The sequence below is a fragment of the Desulfobulbus alkaliphilus genome, assembly GCF_016918545.1.
Taxonomy (GTDB): domain Bacteria; phylum Desulfobacterota; class Desulfobulbia; order Desulfobulbales; family Desulfobulbaceae; genus Desulfobulbus; species Desulfobulbus alkaliphilus.
In genome coordinates this window covers 76,545-92,145 of the sequence record NZ_JAFFQC010000003.1, presented here as the reverse complement: position 1 = coordinate 92,145, position 15,601 = coordinate 76,545, and the positions used below count along the sequence as shown (strand labels likewise).

The 15,601-nt window shown below is 55.1% G+C and carries 12 protein-coding genes; 5 read left to right on the top strand and 7 right to left on the bottom strand.

All coding sequences use genetic code 11. From position 1 onward, the window contains the following. Positions 1 to 5: 5 nt before the first annotated feature. The 5 genes from JWG43_RS02580 to JWG43_RS02560 all read right to left on the bottom strand — a co-directional run bounded on the left by JWG43_RS02580 (position 6) and on the right by JWG43_RS02560 (position 4,716). Entirely contained in the window at positions 6 to 857 is an 852-nt protein-coding gene (locus JWG43_RS02580; protein ID WP_205241248.1) for a 3-hydroxybutyryl-CoA dehydrogenase, read from the bottom strand. A gap of 316 nt (positions 858 to 1,173) precedes the next feature. Next, a complete protein-coding gene (locus JWG43_RS02575; RefSeq protein ID WP_205241247.1) occupies positions 1,174 to 1,965 on the bottom strand; it encodes an enoyl-CoA hydratase-related protein in 792 nt (263 codons plus the stop codon). A gap of 629 nt (positions 1,966 to 2,594) precedes the next feature. Beyond that, entirely contained in the window at positions 2,595 to 2,975 is a 381-nt protein-coding gene (locus JWG43_RS02570) for a RidA family protein (RefSeq protein WP_205241246.1), read from the bottom strand. Continuing rightward, positions 2,930 to 4,381, bottom strand: a complete 1,452-nt coding sequence (locus JWG43_RS02565; RefSeq protein ID WP_205241245.1) for an FAD-dependent oxidoreductase — start codon at positions 4,379 to 4,381, stop codon at positions 2,930 to 2,932. Before JWG43_RS02565 ends, JWG43_RS02570 begins: the two co-directional genes overlap by 46 nt. Beyond that, on the bottom strand, positions 4,378 to 4,716 hold the full coding sequence (locus JWG43_RS02560) for a hypothetical protein (protein WP_205241244.1): 339 nt from the start codon (positions 4,714 to 4,716) through the stop codon (positions 4,378 to 4,380). Before JWG43_RS02560 ends, JWG43_RS02565 begins: the two co-directional genes overlap by 4 nt. Before the next feature lie 213 nt (positions 4,717 to 4,929). On the opposite strand from JWG43_RS02560, the gene JWG43_RS02555 reads away from it, so the two are divergent. Continuing rightward, positions 4,930 to 5,910: a class II fructose-bisphosphate aldolase gene (locus JWG43_RS02555; protein WP_205241243.1), complete on the top strand. Its 981-nt coding sequence runs from the start codon at positions 4,930 to 4,932 to the stop codon at positions 5,908 to 5,910. A gap of 226 nt (positions 5,911 to 6,136) precedes the next feature. Further along, positions 6,137 to 6,679: an oligoribonuclease gene (gene orn, locus JWG43_RS02550; protein WP_205241242.1), complete on the top strand. Its 543-nt coding sequence runs from the start codon at positions 6,137 to 6,139 to the stop codon at positions 6,677 to 6,679. Between the two features lie 123 nt (positions 6,680 to 6,802). Here the strand turns inward: orn and JWG43_RS02545 are convergent, their stop codons facing one another. Together JWG43_RS02545 and JWG43_RS02540 are read right to left on the bottom strand one after the other, a co-directional pair. Next, positions 6,803 to 9,292 carry a glycogen/starch/alpha-glucan phosphorylase gene (locus JWG43_RS02545; protein WP_205241241.1) on the bottom strand — a complete coding sequence of 830 codons (2,490 nt, stop codon included), beginning with the start codon at positions 9,290 to 9,292 and terminating at the stop codon, positions 6,803 to 6,805. Between the two features lie 606 nt (positions 9,293 to 9,898). Next, the gene (locus JWG43_RS02540; protein WP_205241240.1) at positions 9,899 to 10,558 is read right to left on the bottom strand and encodes a ferredoxin-like domain-containing protein; all 660 of its coding nucleotides are present in this window, start codon (positions 10,556 to 10,558) and stop codon (positions 9,899 to 9,901) included. 313 nt (positions 10,559 to 10,871) lie between these two features. Here JWG43_RS02540 and JWG43_RS02535 point away from each other — a divergent pair, with 313 nt between their 5' ends. The 3 genes from JWG43_RS02535 to recC all read left to right on the top strand — a co-directional run bounded on the left by JWG43_RS02535 (position 10,872) and on the right by recC (position 15,599). Further along, complete coding sequence (locus tag JWG43_RS02535; RefSeq protein ID WP_205241239.1) at positions 10,872 to 11,054, top strand: hypothetical protein; 183 nt, start codon at positions 10,872 to 10,874, stop codon at positions 11,052 to 11,054. A 152-nt stretch (positions 11,055 to 11,206) separates the two neighbouring features. After that, the gene (locus tag JWG43_RS02530) at positions 11,207 to 11,773 is read left to right on the top strand and encodes an SOUL family heme-binding protein (protein WP_240193330.1); all 567 of its coding nucleotides are present in this window, start codon (positions 11,207 to 11,209) and stop codon (positions 11,771 to 11,773) included. Between the two features lie 295 nt (positions 11,774 to 12,068). Then, positions 12,069 to 15,599 (top strand): exodeoxyribonuclease V subunit gamma, encoded by a 3,531-nt coding sequence (gene recC, locus JWG43_RS02525; protein WP_205241237.1) that lies wholly within the window; start codon positions 12,069 to 12,071, stop codon positions 15,597 to 15,599. Positions 15,600 to 15,601 lie beyond the last annotated feature (2 nt).

The following is a 15,601-nucleotide window of genomic DNA, read 5'->3' as shown; positions in this document are numbered from 1 at the left end:
GGCAACTATGCGTACGTATAAAAGCCCCGACCGGATTTGCGTCCCAGCCAGCCGGCTTCCACATACTGGCGAAGCAGCGGACAGGGGCGGTATTTCGGATCGCCGAGACCCTGATGAAGTGTGTTCATGATCGCCAGGCAGGTATCGAGACCGATGAGGTCTGCCAGGGCCAGCGGTCCCATGGGATGATTCATGCCCAGTTTCATGACCGTATCAATATCTTCTCGCTCACCGACACCGTGGTACAGACAGAAGATCGCTTCATTGATCATGGGCAGCAGAATCCGGTTGGCGATGAAACCAGGGTAGTCATTGGCACGGGCCGGGGTCTTACCCATCTGCTGTGTCAGAGCGATGGTGGTTTCCAGGGTTTCGGGAGCCGTTGCCAGGCCACAAATGACTTCCACCAACTGCATCACTGGAACCGGATTCATGAAATGCATGCCGATCACTTTCTCCGGTCGTCTGGTATGAGCGGCGATGCGACCGATGGGGATGGAAGAGGTATTGGATGCAAGAATGACATGTGGGGCGCAGATTTCGTCGAGATCCTGGAACAGTTTGAATTTAATACTTTCGTTTTCAGAGGCGGCTTCGACCACGAAATCGGCCGCGGCCATGTCCGTCAGTGTGGTGCTGGTCGTTATCCGGGCAAGAATCGCCTCTTTGTCTTCGGCGCTCAGCTTGCCCTTGTCCACGGCACGTTGCAGGTTTCTGGTGATGGTGGCCAGGCCACGGTCGACGAACTCTTGTTTAATATCGTTGATGATAACGGCCAACCCGCTGGCCGCGGCAACTTGAGCGATACCACTCCCCATCTGGCCGGCACCAATGACACCGAATGTCTGTCCTTTCATTTGTCCACTCCTGAACGTATTCAATATTGATCTGGTCGGCGGATCCCGCCTGCTGTCAAAGCAATGAATGCCGCGGGGGCCTACCATGTCGTCGCATTTAACCGATCACCATCATGTTTCTGTCGTATTACACGGTCACGGGTGCCCCGGATTTGTGCGGATGCGGCTGTCCTCCATAGCCTTTTTGTGCGGCAAGCCGCATCCGGGCTGAGATGGGGTGCCTGTGCTTGCCTGGGTCGCATCTGGTATGTTGCGCTTTAGTCGGCGAGGTGTTTCGGTTATTGTTTAACCTCGCTTGCTGGTTCAGCAAAGGCTTTTACCTGTGCAGAGGACCCTTGAAGACCGGTTTTCGCTTTTCAAGAAAGGCGGTGGTCCCTTCCTGCGCATCGGGACTGGCAAGGCACAGGGCGAAGGCATCACGTTCCAGGGCGAGCCCTGTGGTCAGGTCCGTGTTCAGCCCCTGGTTCACGGCCTGTTTAGCAGCACAGAGCGATGCTTTTCCCTTGGTACTGATCAGGCGAGCAACCTCCTCCACACCGGTGCGTAATTCCTCGGGTGGCAAAACCTTGTTGACCAGGCCGATATTTGCAGCTTCAGCAGCGGTGATGTGGCGACCGGTGAAGATCATTTCCTTGGCGAGACCTGAACCGACCAGACGCGCAAGCCGTTGGGTTCCGCCAAAACCGGGAATGATGCCGAGGTTTATTTCCGGGAGGCCAAAAACCGTTTTTTCCGACGCATAGATAAAGTCGCAGGCAAGGGCCATTTCGCATCCACCGCCAAGAGCGTAGCCATGTACCATGGCGATGACCGGTATGGGCAGGGCCTGCAGTTTGCTGATGACGGCCTGACCGGACTGGGCAAATTTCTTTGCAGCCAGCGGAGTGAGGGTGGCGATTTCAGTGATGTCGGCGCCGGCTATGAAGGCTTTTTCACCTGCTCCTGTGAGGATCAGGACGCTGATACTTTCGTCGCTGGCGATGCTGTCCAGGGCGTGGTCAAGTTCATTAAGCAGCACGCTGTTGAGCGCATTGAGGGCCTTGGGGCGATTGAAGGTCAGGGTGGCAACGCCCTCGGAACTGGTCAATTCTAGAGATGAATACTCCACCGTTTTCTCCTTGGGTAGAATGGGTGATGAAGGAGTGTGCCAGAGTCAGAGTGCTACCGTTCCACCTAAAAAAAAGGGACAGGATAATGTTCGCGGCAAAACGAACTTCCTGACCCGTCTGCACGCAGGTGCAAGGAACAACTGACCGGCACACCTCTTTGCCTCACCGGTGCAACTATAATCCGGTATTATTGAAGAAATCAGACTCCTGGATCCATGAGCGGTTGGTGAAGGCCATCATCAACGATTTCACTGCAATTATAATATTATTACAGTTAGATATGCCCAAAATAAGCGTTGAGCCGTCACCGATTTAGGCGACTGATAGCAAGTTTGTACTATCTATTGCAAAACAGAGCCACTGTCAAACCTTTTTTATGTTCTGGTTGCCAACGTAAAACGGCTATTTGCAAGGAGAGACAGGGGGTTGCTCCGTCCGTTCATTGGAGTTGGACAGGGAATACGGATGCAGAGATCTCCCGGATCAGCAGGACCATGCGGACGGACGCCACGAAGGGCGGCTGGTGAAGGTTATTGTCAAGAATGCCACTGCAATTATAATATGATTACAGCAGGATATATTCAATGCAAGCGTCCATCCGTCATGGATTCATGGTATGAGAACAGGCTCACAACGCCAGAATGGCCTCCACTTCAATGGTGGCGTTCAAGGGCAGCGCCACTACCTGGACAGTGCTTCGGGCCGGATAAGGGGTGGAGAAGTACTGGGAGTACACTGTGTTGATCCGTGGGAAGTCAACTAGATTAGTGAGAAAAATCGTCACTTTGATGGCCGCATCCAGGCTGGTTCCGGCTGCTTCGGCCAGGGCGGCGAGGTTGCGAAACACCAGATGGGCATGATCTTCGATGTCGCCCGTGGGGATTGTTCCGGTTGCCGGATCCACGGGCAGGGTTCCGGAGGTGAACAAAAGGGCGTCAATGGCAATCGCCTGAGAATAGGGCCCTATGGCCCCGGGCGCCTTGTTGGTTTGGATGGCTCTTCCACGCATGGCATATCCTGTGAACGGGTTCTGTTGACAATCTCCTTGGCGGAGATCAGGGCGGTGGCTGCGGCGGAGACGATATTGCCGGCGACACCGGGGCCATCGCCAGCGACGAACAGTCCTTGGACGGCCGTCTCCAGGTGGGCATTGGTGGCGACCTGGGTCGCGAAGAATTTGATCTCCGGGGCATAGAGCAGTGTTTCATCGTTGGCGACACCGGGGATGATCCTGTTCAGTTTTTCCAGGCCGTCCACCAGGTTGGTGAGGATACGTTCCGGCAAGGCCATGGCGATATCACCGCACACCACATCTGTCATGGTCGGTTCGATGTAGCTGTTGCGGATTCGGTTCCAGGTCGAACGGCGGCCTCTTCTAAGATCGCCGTAGCGCTGCAGGATAGGGCGGCCGCCCCCGATGAGGGTGGCGAGTTTGCCGATGGATTCGCCATAGGCCTGATTGTCCTCCACCGGATCGGTCAGCACCACTTTGGAGAGAAAGGCAAAGTTGGTATTGGCTGACTTCCGGTCCATGAGCGCATGGCCGTTGACACAGACAAAATGCTGATAATTTTCCAGGGCGACATAGCCGCCGAAGTTGGTACAGAAGGTACGGGTCTGGTCATCGTACCTGGAGGTGCGAATGAAAAATGTCGGGTCATAGATGATCGAACAGAGATCCTGCATAATCTCGTTATGCACTTCTACCCGAACCCCGACCTCAATGCCGCGCTGGGAGATGTCAAGACCGTTGCGGGTTGCGATGCCCGCCACCCACTCCGCTCCGACTCTTCCGGGGGCCAGGATGACATAGGGGGCGGCATAGGAACACCGGTTGGTGAGTACACCGGTCACCGCACCGTTTTCCACCAAGATATCCCGAACCATTTCCGAGTGATGCACGGTCACGCCCTGATCGACAATGCGCCGGGCCATGGCGTCAATGTGGCGGGGGAGATTATCGCTGCCCAGGTGTTTCTGTTTGATGAGCAGCAGATCGATACCGTTTTTCCGGGCCTCTTTGCGAATGGAGCGAGCGGTTTCCATATCCGTGGGGTAGACTTGCCCGTCCATGCCAAAACGATTGAAAATAGCCTCGGTTTCATCGATCAATTTGTCGGCCTCGTTGAACGTGAGAAACTGTGTCAGGTCGGTTTTGCCGAGTTTGGGGATGAAGTTGAGTTTTCCGTCGGAAAAGAGGCCGGCACCACCGATGCCGCAGAGGATGTTGCAGGGACGGCAGCGGATGCAGCCTTTTTCCCCCATGGGGCAGGCGCGCTTGAGGGGTGTTTTGCCTTGTTCGATCAGTAGAATCCGTAATGGTGAATGTTCGCTGAGGTAATGAGCGGCGAACAGACCAGCCGGGCCGCCACCGACAATGATCACATCATAGTTGTCTGTTGTTGTGTTCGTCACTGGAGGGCTTCCATGGATGAAGAGGTGAAAACTGTCGAGGCGCTTGCCGGGTGCTCGTTATTTTCCATTCGGATCCAGGTATTGGTTACCATGACCTTGATGGTCGGTAAACAAGAAAGCTGTCTCCATCCTGGGGTCAGGTCCATGTTTTTTTGCCCCTCGGATACAAGGGTCCATTGCGGACCAAGGACGACAGGTGCCTGGGACGACTGGCAATCATGTCCGCCCGCTGCATGGCGACTATCACGGAACAGGGCGCTGGTCGAGACAATGTCGGCTGTATGAAAAAGAGTTTTTCTGAAGGCTTTGGTCGATAATGTACATATTTTGGTCAACCAATTCCACGATTTGGTGTATCGTGTAGACGAATTGCGCTGGAAGAAGAGACCTGTCGGCAACGTGGTTGAACAGTGCTTCAACGTGGTCCGGAGGCGGCTGAGCCCGGTCTCCGGATACGATGGGTGTGGCCGAAAGGCTGTCGGTTCGGTATGCTTGTGTCAAGACCATTGGACACCGACAGATTCGATACTTTCCCCTGGATGATTTCTATGAAAAAATATCAATTTTCCCAACTCGGCCTGGTCAATACCCGGGCCATGCTGCAGCTGGCCATGGAAGGGCGTTATGCCGTTCCTGCCTACAACTTTAACAATATGGAACAATTGCAGGCCATAATCCTTGGTTGCGCCCGCTCTGCTTCCCCGGTTATCCTCCAGGTCTCGGGCAGTGCCCGCAAATATATCGGGCCTTCTTTTCTGCCCCATATGGCCCAAGCAGCGGTGGATCTGGCCCGGGATAATGGTTCGGCCATCCCTGTCGCCCTGCATCTTGACCACGGCTCCAGTTTTGAATTGGCCAAAGAATGCATTGATTCCGGGTTTTCCTCGGTGATGATTGATGCCTCCCACCACTCGTTTGCAGACAATGTAGCCCTGACCCGGCAGGTAGTGGCCTATGCTCATGATCGTGATGTCACCGTGGAAGCTGAACTCGGAATTCTCGCCGGTATTGAGGATGAGGTCAGCGCCCAGCATTCCACCTATACCCGGCCGGAAGAGGTGGAGCGTTTTCTCGAGCAGACCGGGGTCGACAGTCTGGCGATCTCCATCGGCACCTCGCATGGGGCCTATAAATTCAAACTGCAGCCCGGTGAGGAGCCTCCACCGCTTCGTTTCGACATTCTCGAGGAGATCGAGCAAAGGGTCCCTGGTTTTCCGATTGTCCTCCACGGAGCATCCTCCGTTACCAGGGAACATGTGGAAATGATCAACCGCTACGGGGGGCAGATGGATAATACCGCTGGTATTCCCGAGGAACAGTTACGCCGGGCCGCAGCTTCGGCGGTCTGTAAAGTCAACATCGACAGCGACGGACGTCTGGCCATGACTGCCATTATCCGCCGGGTTTTTGCCGAGCAGCCGGGGGAATTCGATCCGCGGAAATACCTGGGGCAGGCCCGGGAGGAACTGATTGAATTGGTGGTCCATAAAAACACAGCGGTGCTGGGCAGTGCCGGCAGGGTCGAGTAAAGCGAGTACCCAAAACAGGTTGTGGATCCGTGAGTGTGCGGACGGACGCCTCGAAGGCTGGCGGGTAAAATCATGATCCAAGATTCAGCTGCAATTATACCCTGATCATAGCAACATAAAATTCAAGCAGGAGTTCAGCTCTCAGGGATTCGGGTGGGTGTCAACTGAATTAAAGAAAAAGCAGCCGCAGGGACGGGTGTGAATGAGTAGAGAGGAATGGGTGTCGATGGTAGATGATGATAATCTGGTGTGGATCGATCTGGAAATGACCGGGCTCAATCCCTTCACCGACAGAATTCTTGAGGTGGCCACGGTTATCACCAATTCCGAACTGGACATTCTGGCCGATGGCCCGGTTATCGCCATCCAACAGCCGGAAGAGGTCCTCGCCCGAATGGATAAATGGAACAGGGATCACCACCGGCACTCGGGGTTGCTCGACCGGGTGCGACAGAGCACCTATTCCTGCCCGCAGGCTGAAATGGAAACGCTGGCCTTTGTCCGGCAATGGGCACGGGATCGGGTGTCACCGATGTGCGGTAATTCGGTCTGGCACGATCGTCGTTTTCTTGCCCGCTATATGCCCGAATTGGAGATTTTTTTTCATTATCGCAACATCGATGTCAGTACGCTCAAGGAGCTGGCGCTGCGATGGGCACCGGACCTGGCCAATTTCAACAAGGAGTGTCACCATCTGGCGTTGGAGGATATCCGCGAATCCATTGCTGAACTCAAGCATTACAGCAACAGTTTTATTCGAAGAAAATAGCCGGTTCTCAATGGACCCTGGCTGATATCCGCTGGGCCGATTCTCCCGGTGGCGAGCAGCCGAATACTGTCGAAGTACAGGCAGGGACAGGGATGAATTATCTCCCCTGTCCCTTTTTCCTTGTCATGTACCGACTTGCACACCCCAGATTTCCTCAGCATATTCCCTGATGGTCCGGTCGCTGGAAAATTTTCCCATGCGGGCCACATTGAGAATTGACCGCTTCACCCAGGTGAACTGGTCGGTATAGACTTCACCGACCTGCTGCTGGCATTGCAGGTAGGACTCGAGGTCCAGCATTAACAGATAAGGATCGTTTTCGCTGAGCAGATCGTTGACCAGCGGACGGAAGAGTTCGGTGTTGCCGTTGCTGAAAGCGCCGCCGCTTATAGCGTCGATGATGGCCCGGACCTCCGGGTTCTGCTCGTAAATTTCCACCGGCTTGCGGGACTTGCACATTTTTTCGTAGGCAGCTTCCTCGGCGTTCATGCCGAAAATGAAGATGTTCTCCTCTCCCACCTCTTCACGGATTTCAATATTGGCCCCATCCAGTGTGCCGATGGTCAGGGCGCCATTGAGGGCGAACTTCATGTTGCCGGTGCCCGAGGCCTCGGTGCCGGCGGTGGAAATCTGTTCCGAGAGGTCCGCTGCGGGAATGATTTTTTCCGCCAGGGACACGGAGTAATTGGGGATGAAAACCACCTTGAGGCGATTACCCACCCGGGGGTCGTTGTTGACCACCGCGCCAACGGAGTTGATCAGTTTGATGATCAGTTTGGCCTTATGGTAGGATGGTGCCGCCTTACCCCCGAAAATAACGGTGCGGGGGGTGAGCGAAATTTCGGGGTGAGTAATCAGTCGCTGGTAGAAATGAATGGCATGGAGGACGTTGAGTAACTGGCGCTTGTACTCGTGGATTCGTTTCACCTGGATGTCAAAGAGGGACTCAGGAGGGACGGTGAAGCAGCAGGTGGTTTCTATGATCGAAGCCAACCTTTTTTTGTTGGCCAGTTTCACCTCCTGCCAGCGCTGGTGAAAGTCGGTATCCTCACTCCACGACTCAAGATCGCGGAGCCGATCGAGATCAACGGCCCAGTCGTACCCGATTTTTTCGCCGATCAATCCGGCCAGGCCGGGGTTGCATTTCAATAACCACCGCCGCGGTGTGATCCCGTTGGTCTTGGAGTTGATCTTGTTCGGGAACATTTCATGGAAGTTGTGGAACAGACGGGTTCGCACCAGTTCGGTGTGAAGAGCGGCGACCCCATTAACCGAGTGACTGCCGACAATGGCGAGATTGGCCATGCGTATCCTGCGGATCGGTCCTTCTTCGATCAGTGACATCTCTTGGATTTTCCGGGTGTTACCCGGGTACGCCATGGCTACCTCCTCCAGAAAGCGCCGGTTGATTTCATAGATGATCTCCAGGTGGCGGGGCAGGACCGTGCCGAGCATGTCCACCGGCCAGGTCTCGAGGGCCTCGGGCATGAGGGTATGGTTGGTGTAGGCAAAGGTCTTGACACAGATATCCCAGGACTGTTCCCAGGTCAGGCCTTCGGTGTCAAGGAACAGGCGCATCAGTTCCGGAATAGCGATGGCCGGGTGGGTGTCGTTGAGTTGCACCGCCACCTGATTGGGGAAATCGTCAAAGGTGTCGTTTTCTTTGCGGTACCGGCGGAGAATGTCCTGGAAGGTGGCGGCCACGAAGAAATACTGCTGCTTGAGGCGCAGCTCCTGGCCTTCACTGATGTCGTCACTGGGATAGAGGACCTTGGAAATCGTTTCGGAGCGCACCTTGCTCTCCACCGCATTGACATAATCGCCGACGTTGAAAAAATGCAGATCCAGTTCCCGGGAGGCCTTGGCCCGCCACAGGCGCATGTTGATCACATGATCATTGTTGAATCCCGGCACGAGCATGTCGCAGGCCATGGCCATGACAATCTGCGTATCCGTCCAGCGGGTCCGGTAGCGGCCGAACTCGTCGGTATAGGTGGTGACATGGCCGTAGAAATGGACCGGATACATGAAAGAGGTCCGCTCGAACATCCACGGCGAGCCGAGCCGCAACCAGCTGTCCGGGGTTTCCATCTGGTATCCGTCAACGATTTTCTGGTTGAACAGTCCATAGTCATACATGATGCCATATCCGTAGGCCGGGATTTTCATGGTGGCGATGGAGTCCATGAAACAGGAGGCCAGGCGACCAAGACCGCCATTGCCCAGGGCCGCATCCTCCTCGCACTCCCGCAGGGTCTCGAGATCATACCCCAGCTCTTCCAGAGCCTGGGTGACCTCATCCATCAATCCCATATTGATGATGGCGTTACCCAGGGAACGACCGACGAGAAATTCGAGGGAAAGGTAATAGACCCGTTTCATTTTTTCGGCATAAAAGGTCTTCTGGGTCTTGATCCATTTTTCCATCAGCACGTCGCGCAGGGCGTAGGAGAGCGCCCGGTATACATCCTGATCACCGGCCCGGTCTGGATCCCGACCCTGGAAACTGACCAGATGATGCTGAATGCATTTTTTAAAAGCCTCGACGCCGGTTTCCTGGAAAATCGATTGATAGGCATGATTGTTGGCTGAGGTTTCTGTCTGTTTGTTCATGGAACCTCCGGGGAAAAAGAAAAAGCAGAGCGGGAATGGCCAGTAGGGTTTTTTGGGAACATATACATCTATTGTAGCGTATAATTATCCTGCATGCCAGTGTACAAATCAAAGGGGGTCAGGCCTAGAAGATGACAAGATTATTCATTGAAGGCATAAACGCTGCGTGCCACAGACTTTGCTCCATCTATTATCATCTTCAGCCCAGGTAACCGGTACGTATATGAATGTTTCCTGGATCCGTGAGCCTTCGTCCGTACATCAGCTTTATTGTCTGTGACCGTTCGATTAATGGAGAATTTATCGGACGGTTACGGACAATGAAGATGGTGTGTGGACGGGCGCCCGAAGGTGGGCTGGTGAAGGTTAGCTTTAAGGATTCTGCTGCAATTTTAATATGATTACAGCTGGATATATCCAAAGCAACCGTCCAGCCCTCACGTATTCAGGTGTTTACCTGATACTATGAGCCCTCCTGCTTGCTTGTTGAGGAAAAAAAGTGTTACCCTGATGTAGACTTATCTTTCCGGTTTTTTAATACCCTGTAGAGCTGCAAACACCCATGGCCGGTTACGCCTGATCTTTGTCGTTGTGCTGAGCGAACGTCTAGAGGACATCTTTTTTCAGAGCCTCGATACCGATGCGGTCGACAAAGGCGCCGGTCCGTTCACGGGGTTTGGCATTGGCGACATAATACTCGATGCATTTTCTGGCCAAGGCGATTGCCTGGTTCTCGTCCAGGTTCTCGGCTAAAACGTCAGCCTGGCGTACTCTGCGCCCGGAGTTGCCGCCAAAGACCAGGGTCCAGCCGCTCTTTTTGCCGATCAGTCCGAGATCACGCACCAGGCTTTCCGCGCAGAGGAATGGACAGCCGGAAACCCCAACCTTGAATTTTGCCGGCATTTCAATGCGGGAAAAGATTTCTTCGAGGCGGATGCCGAAGCCAAGCGAGTCCTGGACGCCGAATTTGCAGACTTCGGTACCGGGGCAGGCCTGGACATAATGGAGGCAGAGTTCGACCGCCTTGCCTTCGTTCATGCCGAGATCTTCGTAGATAGGCAGGATCTGCTCTTTCGCCATGCCGACCAGGGCGATCCGATGGCCGGAGGTGATTTTAACGATGGGAATAGCATATTTTTCCACCACCTCAGCGAGTGCTTTCAGGTGTTCGAGGCTGAGTACGCCCGCAGGGATCCGCGGTACGATGGCATAGGTTTTTTTGTCGCGCTGGAGTATAGCTCCTTTGGGGCCGTCTGCTTTTGTCATGACGTATCTCCTTGATGGTGGTTTGTTGTATGAAATGAAAGCTGACGAACGGACGAACGTTCACGGATCCAGGAATGCACCAGAAGACTATAAGAGGGGTACGTCTAACTTGTCAATTTAAAGCCTGAATTGGTGGCGGCTGTGCTCAGGTAATAAGCGTAACCCCATTATTGACAAGACGCCTTTTCCCGCCGCCCTCGGTGCAGAGAGCAAGCGAGGTGGCGCCAATCTGGAAAAGAGCAAAGGGCAGCACAGTGGCAACATTTGGCGGAGATCTTGATTGTGAAAACCATTGAAACAGGCGATCATAATAATGCGCGATGATGATGAGGAGTTCCATGGCCTTCTTGATGACGATCCAGCGCTGGACTGTATTCTGTTTGAAGAGATGCGCAAAGAAGAGGGGAAGGCGGGAGGAAAAACCGGGTGCCTGGGTGGTTTGCTGATTCTCGTTTCACCGGTTATCTACGGCATTGTCCTGCTTGCAGGCATCTGAAATATCCAAGCGAGGTTGTTTGGGCGAAAAAAGCTGACGCACGGATGAACGCTCACGGATCCAGTTATACGCCATGAGAGGAGGAAAACATGACACGTTCAATGCAAATCTTACTTGCAGCAACGGTTATAATGATAGGAGCGATGGAGACCATGGCGATCGAAGAGGCTGCATACATTGTGCTGGAAAGAGAGGGCAAGTTCGAGATCCGCGATTATGCTCCCCATATCCTTGCCGAAACCATGGTGGAAGGAAATCTTGAACAGGCTGGAAGCATGGCGTTCAGCAGGCTCTTTGGCTACATCTCCGGCGAAAACCGGTCGCGCGACAAATTGGCCATGACCGCCCCCGTGTCCCAGGAGCCAATGGGGGAGAAAATCAAGATGACGGCTCCCGTAGGCCAGCAGCGTGTCCAGGAAAAGTGGCTTGTCAGTTTCATGATGCCGGCTTCGTATACTCTGGAAACCCTGCCGGTACCGGACGATCCCAGGGTCGTGTTGCGGCAGGTCCCGGCCCGAAGGATGGCCACGGTCCGCTACTCCGGTTTGTGGAGCGAAAAAAAGTATCTTCGATACAAGATGGAACTCGCTTCGTGGATTAAGGAGAGGGACCTTGCTGTTGCGGGCGAGCCCGTATGGGCACGCTACAATTCCCCTTTTACCCCATGGTTTTTGCGGCGGAATGAGATTTTGATACCAGTCGAGGCAGGCGCTGACTAAGAGAGACCTGAATCCGTGACGGCTGGACGCTTTTTTTGAATATATCTTGCTGTCATCACATTATAATTACAGCGGAATCCTTGAAAGTAACCTTCGCCAGCCACCCTTTGGGACGTTCGTCCGCACGCCATTTTCATTGCCCGGTTCCGTTCGATAAAGTGTCCATTCATCGAACGGTCATAGACAACACAGCTGCCCCACGTACGAACACTCACGGATCCGGGAGAACGATTCTCTGGTGCACGTCGAAGCGACAGTTTGCACTGGTTACGGCTTCATAATCACATAAAATTCAATGGGTACCCAAAACAAAAACACCGGCCAGGACCTTTCCCCGGGGCTTGCCATAATCCATTCCAACCGCCTGGAAGATTTACGACAGGTGGCGGTGGGGTGGATCAAGGCCCATCCTTTGCAGGTGCTGGAAAGCGAGCAGTTCATTGTCCAGAGTAACGGGATGGCCCAATGGCTCAAGCTGGCCCTGGCCGCGGACGATGGATGTGGTATCAGTGCCGGAATAGACATGCAGCTGCCCGGGCATTTTGTCTGGAGCGCCTATCGGGCTGTTCTGGGCAGCGACAGCATTCCGGCGGAATCACCCTATGACAAAGAGCGGCTGATGTGGCGCATTTTCAGGCTTTTGCCCGGGTTGTGCGCGGAACGCCTTTTTGATCCTTTGCGCCGCTTTCTTGACCACGATACAGACCAGCGTAAACGCGGCCAGTTGGCCGCCCATCTCGCCGATCTGTATGACCAGTACCAGGTGTACCGGGCTGATTGGCTCGAGGACTGGGCCCAGGGCGTTGACCGGCTGACCAGGATAGCGAAAGAACCGGAACCCCTGGGAGAAGATCAGCTCTGGCAGGCTGAACTCTGGCGAAGGATCAAGGCTGATGTTCGCGAGGAAGACAGAAATCTGAGCCGGTCCGATCTTCACCACAGATTTGTGGAAAAGGCCCGGACATTGCAAGGCCGGCCCAGAGAATTGTCGCCCCGAACCATTGTCTTTGGTATTTCCTCTCTGCCCCGGCAGGTATTGGAAACCCTGCACGCCGTGTCCTCGTTGTGCCAGGTGTTGCTTTTTGTGCACAATCCCTGCAGGCACTTCTGGGCCGACATCATTGAAGACCGCGAGCTGTTGCGCATCGAGCATGCCCGGCACAAGGCAAAGGCCACCATGCCCGAGCCCCTGGATCCCGCACTGCTGCACCAGCATGCCAATCCCCTGCTTGCGGCGTGGGGAAAGCAGGGCCGGGATTATATCGGCCTGCTGTACGGGTATGACCAACCGGAAAACTATGCAACCGCTTTTACCCAGATTGATCTGTTTGCGGATTTTCTGGTCGCCGGGAGCGACCATTCCCTGTTGCGGCAGGTCCAGCAGGCGGTCCTCGACCTCGAGCCCCTTGCCAAAGACGAGGCAGCAAAACCAGCGGTTGGGCCAGAAGATCAGTCCATCTGTTTTCATCTCGCCCACAGCCGGCAACGGGAAGTGGAGATTCTTCAGGATCAACTCCTCCATTGTTTTGAGACCCTCGAAGACTTGAAGCCCCGGGACATTATTGTCATGACCCCTGATATCGAGTCCTATGCCCCGCATATCGAGGCGGTTTTCGGGAACTTGTCCTTGACGGATCCCCGTTTTATTCCCTTTACCATTGCCGATAAGCCCAACAGAGAAAGCGTACCTCTGCTCAAGGCCCTGGAAACCCTTCTCCACCTGCCTGATTCCCGCATGGGGGTCAGTGTGGTTCTGGACCTGCTCGAGGTCGGGGCCTTCCGCAAACGATTTCAGATTGAAGCTGCGGATATACCCAGACTGAAGCAATGGATTGAAGGGGCCGGGATCTCCTGGGGGCTGCATGGTGAGCAACGCACCTTTTTCGAACTGCCCGAGGGGCTGGAGCAGAACACCTGGAGCTTTGGCCTCGACCGTATGCTTTTAGGCTATGCCGTGGGGCAGGGCGCGGCATGGATTGGCATCGAACCCTATGAAGAAGTAGGCGGACTCGATGCGGCTCTGGCCGGGCTGCTGTTCGATGTGATCAGGCAACTGGACAGCCTGTGGCGGGAGCTGAACCAGACAGGAACCCCGACTGCCTGGTGCCGACGGATCCGCAAACTTGTCCAGGATTGTTTCCTGGCCCAGGACAGTCAGGATCATCTGACCCTGAGCCGTCTCGATCAAGTCCTGGACCAGTGGCAGGATGCCTGTGACCAGGCCATGCTGGATGAAGCATTGACCCTGGCTGTTGTCCGGGCCTTTCTGCTGGCGCGAATGAAGGAATCCAGCATCTCCCAGCGTTTTCTGGCGGGCATGGTGAATTTTGGGACCTTGATGCCCATGCGGGCCATACCTTTCCGGGTGGTCTGTCTGTTAGGCATGAACGACGGAGATTTTCCCAGAAGCCGTCCCCCGCTTGACTTTGATCTCATGGCCGGTAATGGGCTGTATCGACCCGGCGACCGGTCCCGGCGTGAAGATGACCGCTATCTTTTTCTGGAAGCCCTGCTTTCAGCCCGGGAGCGGTTGTACATCTCCTATGTGGGCCGGGATGACCGCGACAACAGCGAACGGATGCCTTCGGTTCTGGTGGGGCAGTTGCGGGACTACCTGGCGGCCGGGTGGTGTTTGCAGAAAGAGGGCACCGGCAACGGAGATCTCCTGGCGGCCCTGACCCGCACCTATCCTTTGCAGCCCTTTGCCAAGGCCTATTTCCTTGACAACCGCTCCGATCTTTTCACCTATGCCCATGAGTGGCGCACTTCCCTGGACATCGACAACAATCACCAGTCGACAGCAAGTATTCACCAGCTCCTGGACCCGCCTGATCTTACGGAAGGGCTGAATCTGGGTTCTCTGGTCCGGTTTTATACACAACCGGTCAGGTATTTTTTCAATCAGCGTTTGTCCGTCCGCTTTGATGACCTGTCCGCGACCAGCCAGGATCAGGAACCCTTTGCCCTGGATAACCTGGCCCCCTTCAGACTGGGCAATCAGCTGCTGGAAGCCGGGCTGCATGCGGGGCAGGCCGATGCCCCTGCTGCTGTGGAAGCAGAGGCCCTGCGCCTGATTCGCGCCGGAGCTCTGCCCATGGCCGGGTTTGGTCATCTTGCCGCCCAAAAGCTTATGGAATCGGTGCTGGATATGCTGCAAGGCCATCAGGTCCTCCTGGATCAATGGCCCTGTCCCTGCGATCCCATGGAGATCGCCCAGCCCATCGCCCCGGAGGACATGCCGTCTGTTGCCCTGGATGACTGGCTGGACAAGGTTCATGAGGTCAATGCTCCGGATGCAACCGGCGAGTGCACGGATTCGGTCCGCTTTGCCCGCTGGGAGTTTTATTCCCTGCCCATTATGGACAACAACACGGGAAAAATAATCCGGCTGCACAGCCTGGCAGGGCTGTGGGTGAAACATGTGGCCGGATGCGCCCAGGGTATCCGCCTTGCCAGTCATCTCGTGGCCCCGGGCGGAACGGTTTCTCTTGCCCCCATGGGGCAATCCCTGGCCCGGCACATCCTCACGGATATGGTCGTGTGTTTGTGCTCCGGGCTGCGTTGGCCTTTACCGGTCACGGCAAAAACCGGTCTGGCCTATACCCATGCCCTGCTCTCTCAAGACGAGGATCGGGCAAAGGCCACGGCGTCCAGGGTGTATGAAGGTGACGGCTTCAATTCCGGCGGCGAACTGGCACATGATCCCTGTCTGCAGAGAGCTTATCCCACGTTCACGGATCTCTGGCAGGCCCGGGACAATCATTTTGCCGCCCTTTGCCAGATTTTGTATACACCCCTGCTGCAAGCCCTGGAAAAAGAGGAATAACC